Source organism: Bradyrhizobium sp. USDA 3256 (assembly GCF_054058275.1).
Genome location: NZ_JBSSAE010000001.1, coordinates 52886 through 73986, shown reverse-complemented (window position 1 = coordinate 73986; position 21101 = coordinate 52886). Strand labels below are relative to the sequence as shown.

At 60.4% G+C, this 21101-nt stretch carries 13 protein-coding genes and 5 pseudogenes; 12 read left to right on the top strand and 6 right to left on the bottom strand.

The window, feature by feature from the left end:
* The first annotated feature begins 82 nt into the window (after positions 1 to 82).
* The 5 genes from ACVWY5_RS00375 to ACVWY5_RS00355 all read left to right on the top strand — a co-directional run bounded on the left by ACVWY5_RS00375 (position 83) and on the right by ACVWY5_RS00355 (position 2597).
* On the top strand, positions 83 to 631 hold the full coding sequence (locus ACVWY5_RS00375) for a phasin family protein (RefSeq protein WP_321177237.1): 549 nt from the start codon (positions 83 to 85) through the stop codon (positions 629 to 631).
* Between the two features lie 203 nt (positions 632 to 834).
* Complete coding sequence (locus ACVWY5_RS00370) at positions 835 to 1065, top strand: hypothetical protein (RefSeq protein ID WP_028352407.1); 231 nt, start codon at positions 835 to 837, stop codon at positions 1063 to 1065.
* A 285-nt stretch (positions 1066 to 1350) separates the two neighbouring features.
* Positions 1351 to 1611 (top strand): hypothetical protein, encoded by a 261-nt coding sequence (locus ACVWY5_RS00365; RefSeq protein ID WP_080667380.1) that lies wholly within the window; start codon positions 1351 to 1353, stop codon positions 1609 to 1611.
* Between the two features lie 626 nt (positions 1612 to 2237).
* Positions 2238 to 2450, top strand: a complete 213-nt coding sequence (locus tag ACVWY5_RS00360) for a hypothetical protein (RefSeq protein WP_028338161.1) — start codon at positions 2238 to 2240, stop codon at positions 2448 to 2450.
* A 12-nt stretch (positions 2451 to 2462) separates the two neighbouring features.
* Positions 2463 to 2597 carry a hypothetical protein gene (locus ACVWY5_RS00355; protein ID WP_283812479.1) on the top strand — a complete coding sequence of 45 codons (135 nt, stop codon included), beginning with the start codon at positions 2463 to 2465 and terminating at the stop codon, positions 2595 to 2597.
* Positions 2598 to 3379: 782 nt separating this feature from the next.
* On the opposite strand, the gene ACVWY5_RS00350 is transcribed toward ACVWY5_RS00355, so the two are convergent.
* Positions 3380 to 3922 (bottom strand): hypothetical protein, encoded by a 543-nt coding sequence (locus ACVWY5_RS00350; protein WP_283088188.1) that lies wholly within the window; start codon positions 3920 to 3922, stop codon positions 3380 to 3382.
* A 432-nt stretch (positions 3923 to 4354) separates the two neighbouring features.
* Between ACVWY5_RS00350 and ACVWY5_RS00345 the strand changes: the two genes are divergently transcribed.
* The 3 genes from ACVWY5_RS00345 to ACVWY5_RS00335 all read left to right on the top strand — a co-directional run bounded on the left by ACVWY5_RS00345 (position 4355) and on the right by ACVWY5_RS00335 (position 8265).
* A complete protein-coding gene (locus ACVWY5_RS00345) occupies positions 4355 to 6148 on the top strand; it encodes a di-heme-cytochrome C peroxidase (protein ID WP_028338159.1) in 1794 nt (597 codons plus the stop codon).
* Positions 6149 to 6634: 486 nt separating this feature from the next.
* Positions 6635 to 7009, top strand: coding sequence for a globin domain-containing protein (locus ACVWY5_RS00340; protein WP_051376432.1), 375 nt, complete (start codon positions 6635 to 6637; stop codon positions 7007 to 7009).
* Between the two features lie 70 nt (positions 7010 to 7079).
* A protein-coding gene (locus ACVWY5_RS00335) for an IS3 family transposase (RefSeq protein ID WP_321177236.1) occupies positions 7080 to 8265 on the top strand; the annotation gives its coding sequence in 2 pieces (ribosomal slippage) (positions 7080 to 7333 and positions 7332 to 8265; 1188 coding nt in all).
* Here ACVWY5_RS00335 and ACVWY5_RS00330 read toward each other — a convergent pair.
* The gene (locus tag ACVWY5_RS00330; RefSeq protein WP_321177254.1) at positions 8248 to 8658 is read right to left on the bottom strand and encodes a hypothetical protein; all 411 of its coding nucleotides are present in this window, start codon (positions 8656 to 8658) and stop codon (positions 8248 to 8250) included. The two genes, ACVWY5_RS00335 and ACVWY5_RS00330, sit on opposite strands and share 18 nt — an antisense overlap.
* A 13-nt stretch (positions 8659 to 8671) precedes the next feature.
* On the opposite strand from ACVWY5_RS00330, the pseudogene ACVWY5_RS00325 reads away from it, so the two are divergent.
* Positions 8672 to 9537 (top strand): annotated as a pseudogene (locus ACVWY5_RS00325) (IS66 family transposase); the annotation flags it as partial.
* A 32-nt stretch (positions 9538 to 9569) separates the two neighbouring features.
* On the opposite strand, the gene istB reads toward ACVWY5_RS00325, so the two are convergent.
* Complete coding sequence (gene istB, locus ACVWY5_RS00320; protein ID WP_456671620.1) at positions 9570 to 10331, bottom strand: IS21-like element helper ATPase IstB; 762 nt, start codon at positions 10329 to 10331, stop codon at positions 9570 to 9572.
* Between the two features lie 14 nt (positions 10332 to 10345).
* On the bottom strand, positions 10346 to 11845 hold the full coding sequence (istA, locus tag ACVWY5_RS00315) for an IS21 family transposase (RefSeq protein ID WP_456671619.1): 1500 nt from the start codon (positions 11843 to 11845) through the stop codon (positions 10346 to 10348).
* 228 nt (positions 11846 to 12073) lie between these two features.
* Here istA and tnpC point away from each other — a divergent pair.
* Positions 12074 to 12886 (top strand): annotated as a pseudogene (tnpC, locus tag ACVWY5_RS00310) (IS66 family transposase); the annotation flags it as partial.
* A 616-nt stretch (positions 12887 to 13502) separates the two neighbouring features.
* Here the strand turns inward: tnpC and ACVWY5_RS00305 are convergent.
* Positions 13503 to 17528: a Ulp1 family isopeptidase gene (locus ACVWY5_RS00305; RefSeq protein ID WP_456671618.1), complete on the bottom strand. Its 4026-nt coding sequence runs from the start codon at positions 17526 to 17528 to the stop codon at positions 13503 to 13505.
* 1087 nt (positions 17529 to 18615) lie between these two features.
* Between ACVWY5_RS00305 and ACVWY5_RS00300 the strand changes: the two are divergent.
* Positions 18616 to 18807: pseudogene (locus ACVWY5_RS00300) on the top strand (transposase); the annotation flags it as partial.
* 163 nt (positions 18808 to 18970) lie between these two features.
* Here ACVWY5_RS00300 and ACVWY5_RS00295 read toward each other — a convergent pair.
* Positions 18971 to 20098 (bottom strand): annotated as a pseudogene (locus tag ACVWY5_RS00295) (IS3 family transposase).
* Between the two features lie 91 nt (positions 20099 to 20189).
* On the opposite strand from ACVWY5_RS00295, the pseudogene ACVWY5_RS00290 reads away from it, so the two are divergent.
* Positions 20190 to 21062: pseudogene (locus ACVWY5_RS00290) on the top strand (IS3 family transposase); the annotation flags it as partial.
* Positions 21063 to 21101 lie beyond the last annotated feature (39 nt).

The following is a 21101-nucleotide window of genomic DNA, read 5'->3' as shown; positions in this document are numbered from 1 at the left end:
GTCCGCTAAAATGTAGCAAATCGCCGCACAAGGAGCCGATCGGAATCATGATGCCAGCGTGAGCATGGCGGAGATTTGCAACTTGATTGATATCAAACCACGGAGTGATTTAGCAATGAGTCCAGACCAGAGCGAGACGCCACGAAAATCCGGCAAGGGCAACCCGAACGCGGATCGGCAGAGCGACGAAACTGCACAGCAGAGGCGGAAATCGGGTCAACAAGAGGGCCCGCCGCCAGATCAATTGCAGCACACGCCGAAGGAGATCGGCGCGCAGTTCGCGTCAACTGACACCTCTTCGACTGACACCTCTTCGAACGGCCGGATCGTATCAGCGGAAACAACGCCGGTCAGCTATCAAGAAATCGCAAAAACCTATGCTGACTATGTCAAAAAATCGTTCGAACACACCAAGTCGTTTTTCGAGAAGTTGGCGGGCGCGCGATCGTTTTACGAAGCTCTTGAGCTTCAAACCGATTTCCTGAAACAGACTCAAGAAACTCTCATTGCTGGCTCTCAGAAGATCCATAGGCTCCACGGGGAATTGGCCAAGCAGACGATAATGCGTTTGCAGGGGTTAGGGCCCAAGACAAACCTGCCACGCTCTACAGACGTGCGAACGGGACAGTAATCCTGCGAAACAGCGAGTAACGCAAATCGCGGTTCCGACGATCGTGGCCGGCTTGCGCTGGAAGTCGTACCTTCGCGGCGGATGATCCTGGAAGGACCGGGAGTTTCCGCCAAGCTCAGCGCGCCTCTGCGTTCCGGAGGAAGGCGTTGGAGAGGTGTCATTCGCTTTGCGGCCGCAAGCAGCCTCCTGTCATCGAGAAACCGATGGAAACCCGTTTCGAGCTGGACGTCGTCGTGCGTCAATTGCGCGAACGAGCCAATGAGGTCTCTGCTCAGTTACTATTCGACATTCGCTACGTGCTGCAGATAAAGCCGCGGTTTGGTCCTAAAGTCGAGGATTACCTCAAAGTCAGAGGCAGTCCGGCATCCAAATGCTGCAGATATCCAGGGTTCGCTTTGGAATTCGCCAAAGTTGCTGAAGCCCAGCTTCGCTAGGGCGGCGTTGTCGTCCGGGCCATGCACCTATGCAAGCCAGTAGTTGTTGGGACTCGGATTGCCGTGTCAGGCTGTCGAACGCAGCGGGCCGAATTGTGCAGGTTGATCGTGTCCCCGGAGTGCACGCTCCGTCCTCGCGTCTGGAGCTGTGTAGTGCGCGGCGACCTACCGTACCTAGGCTGCGTGATTTTCATGGGCCTGGTCTCCATCGGCATCATAGTAGTCGCAATACTTATGCAATGAGGTGAAGACAACGCCTACTTCGCGTTCCCGGAGCGCAGCAAGATGGACGGTTGGTTAGTGACTGCTGCTGTCTTCAAGGAAGATGGCGACGACGAAGACTTCAGACACGTAGTATACGCGGTTGCCGTCCCTGACCCGGCGGAAGCGGTGCGGATGACGATAGCCGACTGCGGCGCAAGGGCCGGAATGCTTAACTGTCCGCTTCAAAAAGAGCAGTTACAAAAGCTCGGTTTGGAGCCCGGCGAACTGATCGCGATACACGATGGCAATCATCCAATCCCCGCGCCCTCTCGGCGTCATTAGCCACGTCTGGTTTCGTTCAAACGGCGTCGGGTTGACTGCGTGCATGTCTGAAAGTCGCACGAGAAGTGCACCGGGATTGCGCCGTTTACTCTCCGGTCGTCTGGCACGCGCGTTGCTGAGCAGTCTATGGCTTGGCCGCTTATTGATTGACCCTCGTGAGGGCCCGGTCTGTTTGATGTGCGACGGCGTGCGGGCGGTCGTCAGCAGTCGCCCGCACGCTTTTCCGTCGCGTCGGCCTCACTGTGCTCTGTCGATACCGCGCCGTTTGGCTCTACTTCTGCACGGTGCCGTGGCATGCGAGTTGTTGAGAGGCTTATCGGCTTGGCTGTTTATCTTCACGCAACACGGACCAAGCTTGACGTAGCAAACTCCGCGCGGGCGGTCTCCAAATGCCCGCGCGTTCTTTCGGAGTCGCAGGCCGCGCGGCCGGCCACAGGGGGGCTGTGGAGATTGTTCCGTGACCCGTGATGAGGCTTTAAAGAACGCGATAGAGGCGCTGAAGGGATGGTCCGAAGGAAAGGCCGATACGAGCGTCGTACTTGCCGCGATTGCGGAGCTTATGGCGACCAGGCCGCCACCAAGGCCGCCTTCAAAACCGGAGCTTTCTTCATAAGGGATGTGTTGCAATGGACAGGCTGGAATTTATACCGGCTTTCGAGGCAGCTATTCGCTCCGCCGACCCTGAGAAGCTGGCCGCACTTCGGGAGATCGTCCGCCAGCAAGGAGGCCCGGACGAGTTCGCGAAGACGAGCACAGAGCTTGTACGCAAACAACCGCTTACACTCTTTAGGTCGATCAAGATCATCTGCGACGCGGCGCATCAGGAGCCTCGCTCATGAGAGGGCAAGCCGATGAAAGGTAAGCTCGACAATCGCGCTTTGTTCGTTGATGACTTGGTCAGGGTGGCTGGAGCGATGACAGATAGCAATGACAACATCATCCCGGACGTCGGACCGCCTTCCATCGACCTGACCGGAATTACATGACAGCGGTTCAATTGGCCGCGCACTTCAAGATTACACCTGCAACGATCGTCCGTTGGGCGGAACGGCCCAACTTTCCATGCGCGAGCACTTCCGCCGGAGAGGCCGCTTGGCTTGTGACAGACGTGCAAGAATGGAACCGCCAGCGTAAACGCGCATACCGCGCCGCGCTGCGAGCCCAAGAGAAGGCGGTCGAGACGGCCGTGGAGAGAGCTCGTCACCGCCAGCGCTTAATCGCCGCGTTTGCTCGCACATGTCCGCCGCAGGTCGGGCGATCGGCTGTTCCGCTGTCGGGCGCGCCTCTTTCGCGCAAGATGATCGTCCAAGCGGATGGTTCCCTTGCGCCTGCGCCCAGTGAGCAGCATGACCGGCGCACGATGCCCAAAAATAGCCGCTGATCGTACCAGATCGGCGACCACAGAGAGGGCGCACGCAGCTAATCGCATGCGCTACAGTCGATCCACAGCCCAACGCCGCCCGCTTGAAATACATGCGGACGGCGTTGGCTCTAGCCCAGGAGGGTGTATGCAAAATCCTGACTTGGACAAAGTATGGATGAGGGGGCGCGCCTTCGCCATCCGTATGACTCCGGTACTCCCCAATGAGTAGGGGAGCTGTGCCGCGAGGTCTAGGGTCGCGGGCGACTAAGTTACTCCGGCCTCAGCCTATGCCGGGGCGACCCGGACAATGGTAACCGAGTCGAGTGCGGTAATTGATGGAGCCGGCGCGGAGATCGCCCCGCATGTCGTTGGTGGCGTGAAGCTCCATGGCTAAGCGTTCGGCGTTTAGGACTTTAGGCGCCGATTCAGCGCTTCAGCCAAGCGTCGTTCGAAATCGGCCTTACGCTCCGCAATGGGGCGATCGAAAAAGTTGTCACGGACAACAATTCCGCGAGCCTCGTCTGCGTCGATATGATCGATGTTGCAGTCCTTGAACGTGCAGCCGGTGAAGGCGAGTTGTTCGGCGCTGCTATCAAGCACGATGGTGCATTTCACGAAGGTGCAGCCATCAAAGCGGGCAAAATGAACCTGGCCGCGGAAATCAAATATCTCGGCGTGAAAGGTATCATTCCAGAATACGCGTTCTTCGTGGATATCGGTCACTGTTTCGCCTTTTAGCCCTCCGTGCCGCTGAGTTGCCTTCCGTCGAGCCCTTCGACACGCACCGTCAAATACCTTGAACCGACCGCGAAGCTGTGGGCCAGCTTGACGCTCCCGAACTCCTCGGCGAAGCGTGAGGTTCGCGACCGCTTCAAACTCTTCGGCAGCGAGATTGCGGCCGCGATTCCTGTTCAATTCGCTGAGCAGGTCTTTACGGTCACGCCTCATGTTTCTTTAGCCCGTCAGTCATTGCTCGCGCGCTTCACCGGCCTAGTTTGCACGTCGTTCTCACCGGAAGATTGTCGATCAGTGAGCGGCGCCTTGAAGAGCGTTTTGGTCGATCCTGCGCCATTCCAGATCGACATCGGGAAGATCTCTCGGAACCAATGTGGCAGTGAGGCTCCGCAATTGCGATGCCGCACGCCTGTATGCCTCCGACAAATCCAGGGCGACGCGATGATCGTTTTCCGAATGCAGTTGCTTCCCCCAAGACTTGGTAGGTTGAAGTTTGTTGGATAGCGCCCTTTGATAACCAATGATCCGACGGCCTGCAGGCCGAACCTGCAGGCCGAAAGGCAAGCCCGGGTTTGCCGGAAAAGGCGCGGATTCCGGCGAAAGTTGCCTCGGGCTGTTGCGACAATGGAAGCGGTAGGACACACGATGCTCCGCACTCTCCTTCTGATCGCCTTAACGTTTGTCGTCACGACAAAATCGGATGCTCAAGGCACCGACGCCAATCCCATCTATCTTGACCAGGGTGTAGATTGGACCGCGGCAGCGAGAGCTGACTTCTATTCGCGCGATCAGGGCTCGCGTTTGATTACGTTGTCTTGGATGCAGGCGCTGAAGCAAAGGAACGGACAGCCATTCCTCGCGGATGGTTTGTCACGGTACGGCTATCTACCGAATCCTGCAAACACGGCCAATCTTCCCGTCGGCTTTCACGCTTCTGGCCCTCAAGACTTCCAGGTCGTCGGAATGACCTGCTCAGCCTGTCACACGCGCCAGATCGAAGCTGATGGCAAGGTGTATCGGGTGGATGGCGGTCCGGCGTTTGTAGACTTCTACGCATTGCTTGGCGATCTGGACAAGGCTGTGGGCGACGTGATTGCCAGTGACAGCTCGTTCGCTCCGTTTGCTGCAGCTGTCCTGCGGTCCACAACGCCGGACGCGGCCGACGTTGCGGATCTTCGTCGGCAGGTCGAGGGGTGGTACTTGCGGTTTCACACGCTTATTGTGCGCGCGCTGCCCAAGACCGGCTGGGGAGTTGGCCGTCTGGACGCTGTGGGGATGATTTTCAACCGCATATCCGGACTGGACATAGGCCCGCCGCCCGACTTCATGATCCCGGGAAACATGAAAACCGCGGACGCTCCCGTGAGATACCCTTTCCTCTGGAATTCGCCGCGGCAAGATAAGACGCAATGGCCTGGATTCGCAAAAAATGGAAATGACATCTTGGGGCTGGCTCGGAACGTTGGCGAGGTTCTGGGAGTATTCGCTACGTTCGAGCCGAAGCGCCAGGGCGCGATCATCAATTTCCTTGACAATAATTCCACCAATTTCGACGGCCTGAACCAGCTTGAAAACCTGGTGAAGCGGATCGGCCCTCCGAAATGGCCCTGGACGATTGACGCTGCTTTAGCCGCGCGCGGCAAAGCGATTTTTGAAAGGGATTCCGCTGAAGCGGGATGTAGCGGTTGCCACGGGATAGAAGACGGAGAGCAACGCTTTCCATTTGTCAAAACATGGCGAACTCCGGTCCAGAACGTTGGTACCGATACACGAGAATACGACATCCTCGCCTGGAAAGCGAATACGGGCGTGCTGAAGGGAGCGTACATTCCCTTCGCGACCGCCCCCCTCAAGGAGAACGATGAGATTCTTAACATTCTTGCGACCTCGGTCATTGGTTCGATCGCGGAACACCTGTTGGCCGGCGGCGCCCCTTCAACCAATGCCCGGGTGGCAGCGGCGCCAGATCCGGGATCGTCGGACACATCGGAGTCTCTGGGGCTGGTGCGGCTACCGCCAACGCTGCAGGATCTGCTAACGGCTTTCGATACTGTCAGCACCTCGGAAGCAATCAAGAAGGCCAGGCGGCAGGGAGCAGAACGAGCGTCTCACGCTCAGCTCCCTCCGTGGGGCTCCTACGAGGCCCGTGTTCTGCAGGGTATTTGGGCCGCCGCACCTTATCTCCATAACGGCTCGGTCCCGACGCTGGCGGAATTGCTCAAGCCAGCAGGGCAGCGCAGATCGCAGTTTAGCGTCGGACGGAAATACGACATTGAAAACGTTGGTCTTGCTGCTACCCAGGAGCCGCTGAGCGACACTCTATCCGTGACGGACTGCAGCAATATCAACTCTGGAAATAGCCGATGCGGCCACGAGTACGGGACAAGTTTGAGCGATCAGGACAAAAAGGCGTTGCTTGAATACCTCAAGACACTGTGACCCGCTTAGGCGCCCCTCTTTGACCGGCTTCCAGCCTGCTGCCGGTTCCAGTATCGTTTGCGCAAAAGACCCTCATTCACCGAGTTCTCGCTGCCGGCGCGAGCATTGGAGTGGACATCTGATCCAGCGCAGCTGCTCAAGGTCGCACAAGTGATGGCCCACCAACGTTTGCCCCTCTGCCGTACGCGTCGCTTGTGTGTAAGAAAAGAGGTTCCACTTGCTCCCAAGCTCAACAGTGCATCACAAAGAATGCGTTCGCTGTGGTTCTGGATTAGTCACCCTCGAGTGGCACGAGCTCGTCAACGCGAATGAAGCTCAAGATCTTTGGCGCTGCTGGGAACTGCAAACACCAGTTTGTCTCCGTCGTCACGTCAGATGAGAGGGAGCCCTCAGCCGCAGAGATCACAAGACTATTCTTTACGAGCCTGCTGGTGTGACCAATGTACGCCGGAGCAGGTCGACCTTGTCAGGACATCATTTGACGCGATGTGGCCGATCCGCCGCGACCTCGCTGACCTGTGCTACAACAGGTTCGTCGAACTAGCTCCTGATGCAAGACAAATGTTCGGCGGCGATACTGAGAAGCAGCGGATGAAGGTGCTGGATATGATCACGGCGCTGGTCGCCTCGCTCGACGAAAGACCGATGTTCCAGTCGCTGATCGCGATTTCCGGTCACAAGCACGCCATACTTGGCGTTCAGCCATCGCACTTTGTCGCAATGGGCGAGGCGTTGATGTGGAGCTTTGAGCGAAAATTCGGCGCTTCTTTCACCCCTGAGCTGAGAGAGTCCTGGCATACACTTTACGCCACCGCCCAGAACGAGATGCTGCGCGCGACTGGCCGGCATAGTTCGTTTTGACAACGGCTGACCTGCCCCTGAGTATTTCCTCCAGATGGAGTTAGAGTCCGACCTGAGCAAGGACGGACAGATGAAGCGAGCAAGGTTCACGGAAGAGCAGATTATCGCAGTGTTGAAGGAGCATGGGGCTGGGGCGACGACAGCTGACCTGGCTCGCAAACACGGTGTCTCCGAAGCGACGATCTACAATTGGAAGGCCAAATTCGGCGGCATGGAAGCTTCCGAAGCCAAGCGACTGAAGTCGCTCGAGGATGAGAACGCGAAGCTGAAGAAGCTTTTGGCCGAGCAGATGCTCGACGCGGCCGCCCTTCGCGAGCTTCTGTCAAAAAATGGTAGGGCCCGCCGCCAAACGCGCCGCTGTGGCGCACCTGAAGGCCGTGATGGGCCTGTCGGAGCGACGGGCCTGCACGATCGTCGACGCGGATCGGAGGATGGTCCGTTACCGATCTTGCCGCCCTTCGGATACGGATCTTCGTGCCCGGCTGCGCGACCTTGCTTACGAGCGCCGACGGTTCGGCTACCGTCGACTGTTCGTCCTGCTGCGGCGGGAGGGCGAGCCATCAGGGATCAACCGCATTCACCGGATCTATCGGGAGGAAGGGCTGACGGTCCGCAAGCGGCGGGCTCGCCGCAAGGCCATGGGGTGCCGGGCACCGATTCTGGTGGAAGCAAAGCCGAATGCGCGCTGGTCGCTGGACTTCGTCCACGACCAGTTCGCCAATGGACGGCGCTTCCGCATCCTCAACATCGTCGACGATGTCACCAAGGAATGTCTGGGCGCCATTCCTGACACATCGATCTCGGGCCGGCGTGTGGCGCGGGAACTGACGACGATTGTCGCCCGCCGCGGCAAACCCGGCCTGATCGTCTCCGACAACGGCACCGAGCTCACCTGCAACGCCATGCTCGCCTGGTGCAAGGAAACCGGCATCGACTGGCACTTCATCGCACCGGGCAAACCGATGCAGAACGGCTTCGTCGAGAGCTTTAACGGCCGGATGCGCGACGAGCTCCTGAATGAGACGCTGTTCTTCGATCTCAACGACACCAGGACCAAACTCGCGGCATGGGTCGCCGACTACAACGGCGAGCGCCCTCATTCCTCGCTGCAATACCTCACGCCCGCGGCCTACGCCGCCACTCTCTCCGCAACGGACGCTCGGCTGCGCAACCCCGACCAGCTCCGCCGATCGTCCGTTGCTCCACCCGCGCCACTTGGCGTACAAACCACCGAGACTCTAACTGCCGCTGGATGAAAGTTCAGACTGGGCGGTGACCTGCAGGTCTATCTGCACCGTGAGCCGATCGACTTCCGAGCTGGCATCAACGGCCTTGCGGTTCTGGTTCAGGAGACGATGGCGCTCGATCCGTTTGTGCCGGCGGTTTTTGCGTTCTGCAATCGCCGTTACGACCGGATGAAGTTGCTGTTCTTCGACCGGTCCGGCTTTGTGCTGGTCCTGAAGCGGCTGACCGAGGACAAGTTCCGATGGCCGCGCCGCCAGGAGGCGGTCGTCCGGCTTACGACCGAGCAGTTGCACTGGATCCTCGACGGCATCGATATCGATGCGATGGTCCGTCATCCGGTGCGGCAATATCAGGTTGCCGGCTGAGCTCTTGAGTTGAGCGGTTGACGCGTCGGAACGGTTCAAATTCAAGAATCCGATGAATCGAACCGGCAATCCGAGTGTCGAGGTGCTGTTGGCGCGCATTGCCGCGCTGGAGGCGGAGAATCGTCAGCTCACGGAGCGCGTCGTCAAGCTGGAGGAAGAACTGGCGCTGGCACGCCTGCATCGTTTTGCGCCGCGCAGCGAAAAGCACGTCGACCGTCTCTTCAATGAAGCTGAGCAGGCCGCCGATGAGGATGACGCCGGCAGCGAAACGAACGATACCGCCGAACTTCCGGACACGGGTCTGCCATCGGTCGAAAGCACGACGGGAAAGAAGCGCGGCCGCAGGCCGCTGCCGGCAAACCTGCCGCGCGAGCGCGTCGAGTATGACCTGCCCGACGATCAGAAGGCGTGTCCTTGCTGCCGTGGCCAGATGCATCGCATGGGCGAGGCTGTCACCGAGCAACTTCATATCGAGGTGAAGGAGCGAAGGTTTTACAGAATGTGCGCTTCAAATATGCCTGCCGCCATTGCGATCGCACCGGGATCAACGCCCCTGTCGTGACCGCGCCGATGCCGACGCAGCCGTTGCCGGGCAGCGTTGCCACGGCCTCGACGCTGGCGTTCGCGCTGGTTCACAAATATGTCGACGGCACGCCGCTCTACCGCCTGGCGCAGGCCTTCGAACGCGCAGGTGTTCCTGTCAGCCGCGGCGCTTTGGGCCACTGGGTGATCGGCTCGAGCGAGAAGCATCTGCATCGCATTTATGACGCCCTGAAGCTGCGGCTCAGATCGCAGCCTCTCATCCATGGCGACGAGACGTGCGCATTCCGACGAAGTCGGCCGCGGATTCCGAGCGAAGCCGGCCGCCTGTACCGATTGAAGCCGGCCAGGGATTCCGATGATCCCGGCCGCCTGCTGAGGCGGGCTCTCGCGACGACGTCGTCATCAGGTCAGTTGGCGGGCTCGTCGTCAAGCGTCTGACGCTTGGCGGCGGCTTTGCGTAGGCTCTCGCCCTTGAGGGTGAGCCTGTGGGCGTTGTGCACGAGGCGATCGAGGATAGCGTCGGCAATGGTTGGGTTGCCGATGAGCTCGTGCCAATGCTCGACCGGGAGCTGGCTTGTCACCACGGTCGAGCCGCGGCCATGGCGATCCTCCATCATCTCCAACAGGTCGCGTTGCTGCTCGGCAGTCATCGGGGCAAGTCCCCAGTCGTCGAGGACCAGAAGCTCGACGCGCGCCAGGGTCCTGAGGAGGCGAACATGGCGGCCGTCGCCCCGCGCGAGGGTGAGCGCCTCGAACAGCCGCGGCAGCCGTTGATAGAGCACGGAGCGGTTGTCCCGGCAGGCCTTGTGGCCCAAGGCGCAAGCGATCCAGCTCTTGCCGACGCCGGTCGGGCCGATGATGAGCAGGTTCTGATGCCGGTCGATCCACTCGCCGGCGACGAGCTTTTGGAACAGCGGCTTGTCGAGTCCGCGCGGCGCCTTCATGTCGATATCCTCGACGACGGCGTTCTGCCGGAGGCTGGCGAACCGCAACCGAGCGATCAGCCGCTTGTTCTCGCGCTCGGTCGCCTCACGGTCGACCAGTAGTGCGAGGCGCTCCTCAAAGGCCAGCGTGGCGATGTCGGGCTGTCGCTGCTGTTCGTCGAGGGCCTTCGCCATTCCGTTAAGCCCGAGTGCGACGAGGCGGTTGTGGGTGGGATGTGTCAACATCGTCTCTCCTTTCTTCAGTGGTAGTAATCGGTGCCGCGGATATTGCCGTGGCGGATCGGTGGGTCGTCCGGCGGCCTCTCGTTTGCGTAGGCGCGATCGAGCCCGTGCTGCAGGATCGACTTGATCGAGCCGTAGGAGGTCGCGCCGATGTCGTTACCGCGCCGGCAGGCGGCCTCGATGCGGGCCGAGCCGTAGCTGCGCGCGAGCCGCAGAATGCCGAGACAAGCCCGGAAGCCCTGCTCGGGGTGTGGCTTGGCTTTCATGATCGCCTCGACGAGAGCGATCGTGGCGGGGCCGATCTTGGCCGCTTCTCGTTTGAGCCGTGCTGGCGTCCATTCGGCATAGCGCCGGTGCGCGCTCGGCATGTGCTCCGGGATCGTGGTGTGGCGATGGGGCACGTCAGAGCGGGCGTGGCTGGCGACCCGGACGCCCTTGTGCAGAATCTCGATCGTCCGGTCGGTAATGCGCGCCTCAAGCTCTTCGCGGATCAGACGTGAGGGCACCGAGTAGTAGTGACCGGCGATCTCGACGTGATAGTCGGGCGCGACGCGGCACTTCTTCCACTCGGCGTACTGATACGGCAGCGGCGGCAAGGCTTTGAGCGCCGTCTTGTCGATCTGTCCGAACAACTCGTTGCGGCTCACACCGAGCTTGCGCATGATCCTGGCGTTGAGGTCGGCAACCGCCTCGCGGATGGCCGCGTTGAGTTCATCAAGCGAGAAGAAGCGCCGGTTGCGCAGCCGCGCCAGCACGAACCGCTGGACGATTTGCACCGCCACTTCCACCTTCGCCTTGTCGCGCGGCTTCCTCGGACGCGCGGGCAGGATCGCAGTGCCGTAATGCTCGGCCAGTTCCTGGTAGGTGCGATTGATGCCCGGCTCATAGCGGCAGGTGGCGGTGACGCCGGCCTTCAGATTGTCGCAGACGATCGCCTTCGGCACGCCGCTGATCGTGCGCAAGGCATTGACGTGTAACCCGATCCAGTCGGCCAGCCCTTCCGACCAGCGCGCCTCGGCAAAGGTGTAGTTGGATGCTCCCACCACCGCGACGAAGACATGGGCCAGCCGCTGCACGCCGGTCGCGGCATCGAACACCGGCACGGTGTCGCCCGCGAAGTCGACGAACAGCTTCTCTCCGGGCCCGTGCACCTGCCGCATGGTCGGCGAGATCGTCTCGCTCCATTTCCGGTAGAGATCGCAGAACCGGCTGTAGCCATAGCCGTCGGCGTGCTGGGCGCGATATTCCTCCCACAGCAGGAGCAGCGTCACACCGCGCCGCTTCAGCTCCCGGTGCACCGCCGTCCAGTCGGGCAACGGCCGCGCCGGCTTCTCCTCGAATGTCGGCGGCGTGAACAGCCGGCGCTCGAGCTCGCCGTCGTCCATCCCTTCCGGCACCGGCCAGGTGATGCCGATCACGGCAGCCCGCCGCAGATACTCGCCAACCGTCGATCGGCTGATGCCGACGGTGACCGCGATCTGCCGTTCGCTCACGCCAAGGGCGTGCCGCAGTCTCAAGACTTCTCAAACCTTCCGCATCGGCGCTCTCTCGGCGGGCATCAGACCTCCCCTTGCTTGGCCGCAAAGGAGGGCTGGTCCGCGATTCGATCGCCGTCTTCGAGAGCGTCAGGCCGGTCTCAACAGGGTGGCCGGCTTCGATCGGAGATCGGAATGGGTGGCCGACTTCCGTCGGAATCGGTGGCCGGATTGCGTCGGAATCAGTGGCCGGCTTGCATCGGATTACGCAAGACGACGGTTCAGGTCCTCAAGGAGAAGGACAAAGCGGCCACCAGCACATCGTACATGTGGGCGTATCGCAGCGGCAAGGATAGTCACGAGCCGATCGTTCTTCTGGATTATCAGCCGGGCCGCGGCCAAATCCACCCGCAGGTCTTCCTCGGCGATTACCGTGGCATCGTGATGAGTGACGGCTATAGCGCATGGCGCACGCTGGAAGGGGCCATCCACATTGGATGCATGGCCCACTCCCGGCGGCGTTTTGTCGACGCCCTCAAAGCAAGAAAGAAGGGCGGCGGGCCGCCCGAGCAGGCGCTGCGGTTCTTCGAGCAGCTCTACCGGGTTGAAAGGCAGGCGCGGGACGAAAAACCGGACAGAGACGAAACGCCGGATCAATGTATCCGTCGCTTCCGCCAGCAACACAGCATTCCTGTCCTGAATGCCCTCAAGGAATGGCTCGATCAAATCGCCCCGAAGGTCCTGCCGGACAGCAAGCTTGGCGACGCCGTATCTTACACCCGGAACCAATGGGACTATCTGACGCGTTACACCGAAAATGGCAGGATGCCGATCGACAACAATCTTCTGGAGCGCGACATCAGGGTTTTTGCCACCGGCCGAAAAAGCTGGCTGTTCAGCGACACCGTCGACGGAGCCAGGGCCAGCGCCGTCGTCTACAGCCTAATGCTGACCTGCCGCGCCTCACGTGTCGAGCCGTTAACATGGCTGCGCCATGTGCTCACCGAGTTGCCTCAGCGCGTGGACAACGCCGATATCGCTGACCTGTTGCCCTTCAACTTCCCCAAAGCCGCCACTGCCTGAACGGCTCAGCATCGCCCCGATACGAAGACTATCCGTCAAATCGCGGCCGACAACGTGCGCGGAAAATCGCGCTTACTGACTGGCAGACTACAAATCCAGTGATCCTCCGAAGACGAGCGACGGTGGCGTTCGACCACCCAAGCTCACTGGCGATGTCTCTGAGAGGCTTCCGCGCGGGTCATCGGTGACTCTACAGAGGTTACAGTGCCGGTGGTGGGGCGCGCGCGTCCTGCTACACCACCTTGCTTCGGCCTCGCTGCACCTGCGCCTCGGAATGCGTCCTAGTCTAGCGTTGCGGGCATAGGGGATCAAGGCAGCCAGCGGATGCCTTTCCGTGGCCCAGGCAGCCCAATCCGCGCCTGGCGCAGCGGCGTTGTTTCGATCCCTCGGAACCCCTGGGAAGCGCCAGGGCGCGGCCCCGGCAAACCGTTCATTTCGCCCGTTTGCTCCTACACGAAGATTCCCGAGCGCCGGTAAGGCCTGCCGGGGGCAGTGCCGTGCAGCAAAATATTGCTGCAAATTCCTATTTTATTTATGGTACCCACTTACGCGATGTGAGCCACCGCAGACACGCGCAGGGTCCGCTTTAGATCAGTGGATTGGCCCAAGTCAGAAATCAGCCCTTGAGTCGATTTCGCAGTGCCTGCCGATCGGCGACGAGATTATCGAGATGCAGCCCGGCTGGCGGCAATCTTTGCGCCAATCGTCTAACCAGCGTCCTCGTGCCGTCCACCACGAAGACGCCGCAATCAAAGCCGTTCTGCTGCTGGGCCATGCGGACTGGCTCCAGGCGGGCACCCAGCCGTTGTGCGAGCATTGCTGCACGCTCCCCGTTTTGTCTCCGGAGTGAGTCGTAATGATAGGCGACCGGGCTTTCCCGATCGCGACGATCAACGAGCAGCAGCGACCAATGGGTGCCGCGGTGATCAGGGTCGGTCGCACTGGCATCATTCACGGGCAGGAACAGGAAGTCGGCGGCATCTGTTCCATTCCGATCAAAGACCATGCGCTGGAAGGCGCGTAGCGCGACATCGGGGGCGCCCAAGCGCAGATGATAGTTGGCTATGAGGGGATCCGCGAACCGCGTCCGCGCGGCCAGATCCGGATTGTCCCTCTGCAACTCCTGCTCCAGGAGCGCATAATCCCCCGAAATATGCTCATCGCCTAGCCAGTCCTCGTCGCCGAGCGCTAGACCGCTGCGGCCGCGCAGCGACGCTGCCGGACCTGACGTGCCAATCTGAGCATCCGAGGAGGTGGTCGGAGACGCCCGCACAGAATGAACCTCATCGCTTAACCCGGACGGCGTAGGCGTGGTCAGATCAACCAAAGAGACATCGCGGTAGTTGCCGCTTGGAGCCCTAGCAGGGGGTGCAGGCGCAAAGTGAGCATCATCGTGCAACTCGGACGGCGTTGGCGCATTCAGGTCAACAAAAGACTCTAGGCCGCTGTAGGTGTCTGAACGAGCCCTGGCAGGATGCGCCGGCGCGAAGTCAGCATCATCGTGCAACTCGGACGGCGTTGGCGCATTCAGGTCAACAAAAGACTCTAGGCCGCTGTAGGTGTCTGAACGAGCCCTGGCAGGATGCGCCGGCGCGAAGTCAGCATCATCGTGCAACTCGGACGGCGTCGGCGCATTCAGATCAACAAATGACGCAAGCCCCCCGAAAGTGTCTGAGGGAGTCCTGGCAATTGGTGGCGAAGCGAGTTCTTGCATCTGCTTCCTCAACAAAGCCCAAGCTCCCTCGCTGGGGGTAGCCGGGGTTGCGGGAAGCGCCTGCGGCGGCCTGGGCCACCCAGCGCTCGGCCCTTGTAGCCTTAGGGCTTGGTTCGCCTCGACAAGTTGTAAGTAGCTCCGAAGATGCGACAAATCGGGACCGTGCACTCTGCCTCCAGTCCGTTGGAACGCTAGCACATCATTGTCGAGTGATAACTGCTCCTTGCTAGAGCCGTTAAGCCGCCCAGTAATGGTCCCCCTGCCATTTATTTCAAGCCACGCACTCAGCGCACGAAGACGTGTCGCGCGCTTTTGTGCGGCCTCCCTTAGCTTCGCAGTCGGATTTCGAAGTTCGTTCAAGGCTTGGCGGAGTGCGCCCTCGATGAGGGGGGCGTCTTCGGGATGAGGAGCCAGGCGACGGGGGGCACCAAGAACTCGGGATTGGGGTGCTTCGGCTTCTTCGCCTCCACGCAAGAGCCTCCGGAGAACGTCGAGAGCCGATTTAACGCGGTTCTGGGGATCACGGCCCAAGCTTTTGTATGCCGCAATTTCCTCGTCCAGCGATGAACCGTCTCGCAGCCGAGAAGCTAAAGGTCCCCTATAACTTGCGTTAATCCAACGAACAAAGGTACTAAGCCCGGAAACACTGTTCTTGATAGCCCCAGGGGTGAGCTGGCGCCGCTCGGCGTCTACACGAAACCTCGCCAGGAGCTCGGCGTCTTCGGCCGGGAGCTGCTCGCCAGTCAGCTGCTCCGGCGGCTGCACGCGTCCGGCCGCAGACAGGTTCAGTGTGCTCGGAAAGGTAGCACCTTCACGCAACTGGTGCGATCTCGACGAAATCTGGGCTGGGGCAGCCAAGGCTGGCGCAGCCTCCGAGCTCGGCCACATGCTCCAATCAAAGTCGAGCGGCATCTGCGGTGACCAGGTTGAGGTGGACCCGGTGGGTTCCTGCGGTCCGGCTTGTTCTGCCCACTGTAGCAGCTCAGGCTCGACCAAGGCGGACGGTGATGGGCCGCCGTCCACTATCGCCGAAAGCTGATTGTGAGCGTGTCCCTTCGAGAGGACTACTGGCGAACTGACGGCGTCGTGCAATGCATTGTGCTGCCTAGCAGTGTCTCGGTCATGTCTCGCTGCGGGATATGCCGCTGGGGCGTATTCGTGCGCACGCGAGGGCATCGAAGCTTGCCCCAGCGATGGTGGCGTCCCCAGTTGATGCGCTGGGATCTGCCGCTCAAGGGCGACGCCCTCGGGGTTGCTTAGCGTCTTCTGTCTCTTCGCTGATCTCAACTTCCCTGTGTCATGCTCATCGCTGGCGAGAATCTCCTCGCCCGTCACGAGGGGCCTGTGCGCCAATTCGTGGGCATGATGGCGCCAGTTCAAGGGAGAAAGGGACTGTGCAGGATCCAATGCCAGGCCATGCCGCGGTGGCTGAAGACGGGACGATGCACCGGCTTCGTCAATCCTCCCAAGAAATAAACTCTGATCGTCCCCCTCAGAGAGTTGCGCTGGCCAACTGAAAGCTGGCTGCGCCCCGCCCTGCTCAACCGTGGCTGCAATGTCCCCTGTCCGGCGCGTGATTGACGCGACTCCAGACGCCGACTGAGAGGCGCGGAGACGATCTAATGCGCAAAGAACGACCCGATTCTTACTCTTATCGAACATCGCAGCATCGCTGGCGAGCGAATCGTCGTTAAGCCGAGCGGCGATGCCCAGTTTGTTGTTTGCAAAGAGCCACCGGCTGAATCTGCGAAGAGGACGAACATAATTCGCCTTTGCGGTGATCTCCTTGTACTCCGCCTCAACAAGCGCGTCTTGAAGTCTAGAAATCAACAGCGCGTCTTCGGAATGAAGAGGGGGAGCGTTGAGTTTTCTCGCTCCCTCACGCAGATGTTCAAGTGCCGCGCCGATACTTCTATGACCACCGGCGTCCTTGAAGCGCTTGATCTCTTCATTCAGCGCTTCTTCCTCATTCCATGTCTCGTCTTGAAGCCGCGCCGCAATGCCCGGCTGGTTGTTTGCACGAAGGTAGTGGCTGAAATCCGTGAGAAGAGCTGCATAGGTTCTGGCGGTATTTGCAGTTCCGGCCGTCACTGCCTGTTGTTTGTACTGTTTGATGAGAGCCACGTCCTCGGGATAGGGAGTCAGGTCAGGGCGGCCAGCGATCGGCGCGATTCCTCCCGTCGACTGGGAAGTCAGCAGATGAGCTAATGCCCAGCGGACGTTCGTCGTTCCACCTTTTGCTACGAACTCATCGACATCTTCGTCCATTGAATTGTTATGAAGCCGAGCAGCTATGCTGGGCTTTCTGTTTGCAAAGAGCCAGCGAGCGAAGCTGCGCAGATGACCGACGTTGCTCGTGGCGGTGCTCTCATCGGCTCCCCCTTTGAGGAGCGCCTGCTTAAGCCCGGGAATAAGGAGTGCATCTTCGGCATAAAGCGGCTTCTTGCTGCGACCTACCAACACCCCAATTGGCTGGCTCTTCTGCTGTGCTGAGTTGCCCGGCATCGCCTCATCCTCTCCGGTTGATTCCAGAGATGATGCCGGGAGGGGTTCGTTCATGATCCCCTGAAACTGATCCTGGTCTTCCGCAAGCAGAACCTCTGGCCAGTCATGCGAAGCGCTATGCCGTACGGCGCGATCCGAGACACGGCTCGGCTCCATGAATGCCCCAGAGTTCAGCATTGTTCCTTCACCGTCTGGAGCCGGCGGATATGAGTGCGCGCTCGCGCGGATGGCGGGCCACGCCTCAGATTGTCTTGCATCCGCTTGGGCACGGACCTGCATGAGCACGGGAGCGGATGGGCGAGCGACCTCGCTCAGATGCCTCTGAAAAGCCGGCGCCTCTGCCGACGAGCCGGTCGGAGAGGCATCTTGCGAGTCCACGCTATCCGTTTCTTGACGCACCCGATTGATGGAGACGAAGTTCATCTGTACTCACCCTTTGATGAAAGGCCACCAGCGCTAGTCGTATACGCCTGGACTTGAGCCGACAGATCGCCAGCATTTAAAAGGTTTAGCTGAAAGTGCATTCCTGACGTCTGACCCAGGAATAAACCATGGTTATGGTCCAACCTGCCGCACCAAGCGGCCGAGAATGGGGTATTCCGATGCTTCTTGTTCCGGTCCTCTTCCGCCGTCTGGATGCCTACACTAATGCCCATACTCAATGTCCAGAACGGGTGACGCCGAACGTCACCACGAATCGCAATTCTCAGAGGCATACGCGCGAATGTTGACCCGGCACCACCAAAGCGAAGCTGCGGCGCCATGCACATTGACGGGGTCCTGGATTTCGTTGCGGATCTGCAGAGAGTGACAGGCCTTATCAGAGGATTGCGAGACCAAAAGTGGCTGAGCAGATGCTTCCGAGAAGCGCGAACACCCAGTAAGCACGATAAAAAGAGATCGCAGGCTATCGTCGAAACCTGACGACAGGCTGACGACCACGCGAGCGTTCGCTTTGGGAATTGCCGTTTCGACTGCGCGGCACGGTATTTCCGATCTCCGCTTTAAGCCTCCTGGCGCCGCGTCCCGATTGCCTGCACCTCCTCAACAGACCGCCGATTTTGCTGCAGAACCACGTCGGCGCGTCCAGTCCGCCAGCGTGATCAGAGCGCAAAACTCTAGTTCTGCGTGATCCAAAGTTCGGTCTGAAGAACATCTTTTCTTTCCGAAATCTCGGAAGAGCGGCCGCTAAAATTGGAGCGCCGCCGCGCTCGAGGTCTGAGTGGTTGATAGCAAATTCCCTGCCCCCCGGGGCCTACTTAGAGCCCAGGGACGGGCCGTTTAGACACGGCTCTCATAATTTTACCTGGCCCGTCCCAGCATTACACTTAATCTCTGGCTGAGTCCGAGTCGGAGGCCGTTGCATGTGATGAGATCAATGGCTTCCGTCTCGCTGTTGGTCTCTGCTGCGGAAGAGTTATCCCAGCTAAGTGTCCGACCGAAAAATAAGTTGAGTGACATCAGCGAGTTCTGATTCCATTGGTGTTGCGAAGCATCAAAGGGATCGAGAATGTGGACTGATATCACCCGGGCACAGTTTGCCCGAGAGGAGCTGCGTTTGCCAAGCAACTTGACGGATGCGGAATGGGTCGTGCTGGAGAGGTTGCTTCCTGCGCGGGCCAAGCGCGGGCGGCGCCCGAAATGGAGCTATCGCGACATCGTCGAGGCCGTGCTCTATCTGCTGCGCGGCGGGTTGCCGTGGCTGACCTGCCACTGAACAGAGCTGGCTCCGGTTGTTTGGACAGCGCCCCGCGGAATTTAAGTGGATTCCTGCCGGGTTACACTGACTGCGGGGCTTTGCGATTTTGTCGTTGCGTCGGGAGGGCGTAGCCCGACCAGAGCGACGACAAAATCGCGGGCGACGATCATGCGGCCATCACCATCGCTTGCACGCCGAAGTAAGCCTCGTCGGGCGTGCGTTCGTCAAGGCTCGAGTGCGGGCGTCCCCGATTGTAGAACGCCAGATATTTGGAAATCGACGCTCGCGCCTCGGACACGCTGTCGTAGGCGCGCAGATAGACTTCCTCGTATTTGATCGTGCGCCAGAGCCGCTCGACGAACACGTTGTCACGCCAGGCGCCCTTGCCATCCATGCTGATAGCGATCTTGACGTCCAGCAGCACGCTGGTGAAGTCGGCGCTCGTGAACTGGCTGCCCTGATCTGTGTTGAAGATCTCGGGCCTGCCGTGCTTCGCCAACGCCTCCTGGAGCGCTTCGACGCAGAACATCGTCTCCATCGTGATCGATACGCGATGGGCCAGGACCCGTCGGCTGAACACATCGACGACCGCCGCGAGGTAGACGAAGCCACGTCGCATCGGAATGTAGCTGATGTCCATTGCCCAGACCTGGTTCGGCCGCTCGATCTTCAATCCGCGCAAGGTACGGGTAGATCTTGTGGCCCGGTGCGGGCTTGCTCGTGTTCGGGCGGCGATAGATCGCCTCGATCCCCATGCGCTTCATCAGCGTCGCGACGTGGCGGCGTCCAACCTGCACGCCCTCGCGCCGCAACAGCGATCGCAGCATGCGCGCCCCTGCGAAGGGATAATCGAGGTGCAGCTCATCGAGCCGGCGCATCAAGGCGAGGTCCTCGGCCGAAACCGGCCGAGGTTCATAGTAGACCGTGCTGCGAGCGAGGCTCAGGACTTTCGCCTGGCGCACGATAGGCAGATCATGGTCGCGGTCGATCATCGCTTTGCGCTCAGCAGGCCCGCCTTGGTGAGCGCGTTCTCTAAAAAATCGTTCTCCAACGCCAACTCGCCGATCTTGGCATGTAAAGCCTTCAAATCAACCGGCGCCTCGGCCGGTCCCTTGTCCTGCCCAAACACGCCGGCGGCGCCTTCCAGGAGCTGGTTCTTCCAGGTCGTGATCTGGTTCGGATGGACATCAAACAGTTGCGCCAACTCGGCCAGCGTCTTCTCCCCCTTCACGGCCGCCAAAGCCACCTTCGCCTTGAATGCCGGAGAATGCGTCCGGCGGCTCCTCTTCGTCATCTTCGCTCCTGATTCGCGGCGAGAATCCTCGCCGCTGTCAGGCAGAAAATCCACTCAAGCTACTGTCCGAATTTGCGGAGCCTGTTCTATGGGCCTGTCGGAGCGACGGGCCTGCACGATCGTCGACGCGGATCGGAGGATGGTCCGTTACCGATCTTGCCGCCCTTCGGATACGGATCTTCGTGCCCGGCTGCGCGACCTTGCTTACGAGCGCCGACGGTTCGGCTACCGTCGACTGTTCGTCCTGCTGCGGCGGGAGGGCGAGCCATCAGGGATCAACCGCATTCACCGGATCTATCGGGAGGAAGGGCTGACGGTCCGCAAGCGGCGGGCTCGCCGCAAGGCCATGGGGTGCCGGGCACCGATTCTGGTGGAAGCAAAGCCGAATGCGCGCTGGTCGCTGGACTTCGTCCACGACCAGTTCGCCAATGGACGGCGCTTCCGCATCCTCAACATCGTCGACGATGTCACCAAGGAATGTCTGGGCGCCATTCCTGACACATCGATCTCGGGCCGGCGTGTGGCGCGGGAACTGACGACGATTGTCGCCCGCCGCGGCAAACCCGGCCTGATCGTCTCCGACAACGGCACCGAGCTCACCTGCAACGCCATGCTCGCCTGGTGCAAGGAAACCGGCATCGACTGGCACTTCATCGCACCGGGCAAACCGATGCAGAACGGCTTCGTCGAGAGCTTTAACGGCCGGATGCGCGACGAGCTCCTGAATGAGACGCTGTTCTTCGATCTCAACGACACCAGGACCAAACTCGCGGCATGGGTCGCCGACTACAACGGCGAGCGCCCTCATTCCTCGCTGCAATACCTCACGCCCGCGGCCTACGCCGCCACTCTCTCCGCAACGGACGCTCGGCTGCGCAACCCCGACCAGCTCCGCCGATCGTCCGTTGCTCCACCCGCGCCACTTGGCGTACAAACCACCGAGACTCTAACTGCCGCTGGATGAAAGTTCAGTGGCAGGTCACGGCGGATGCGACACCCATAG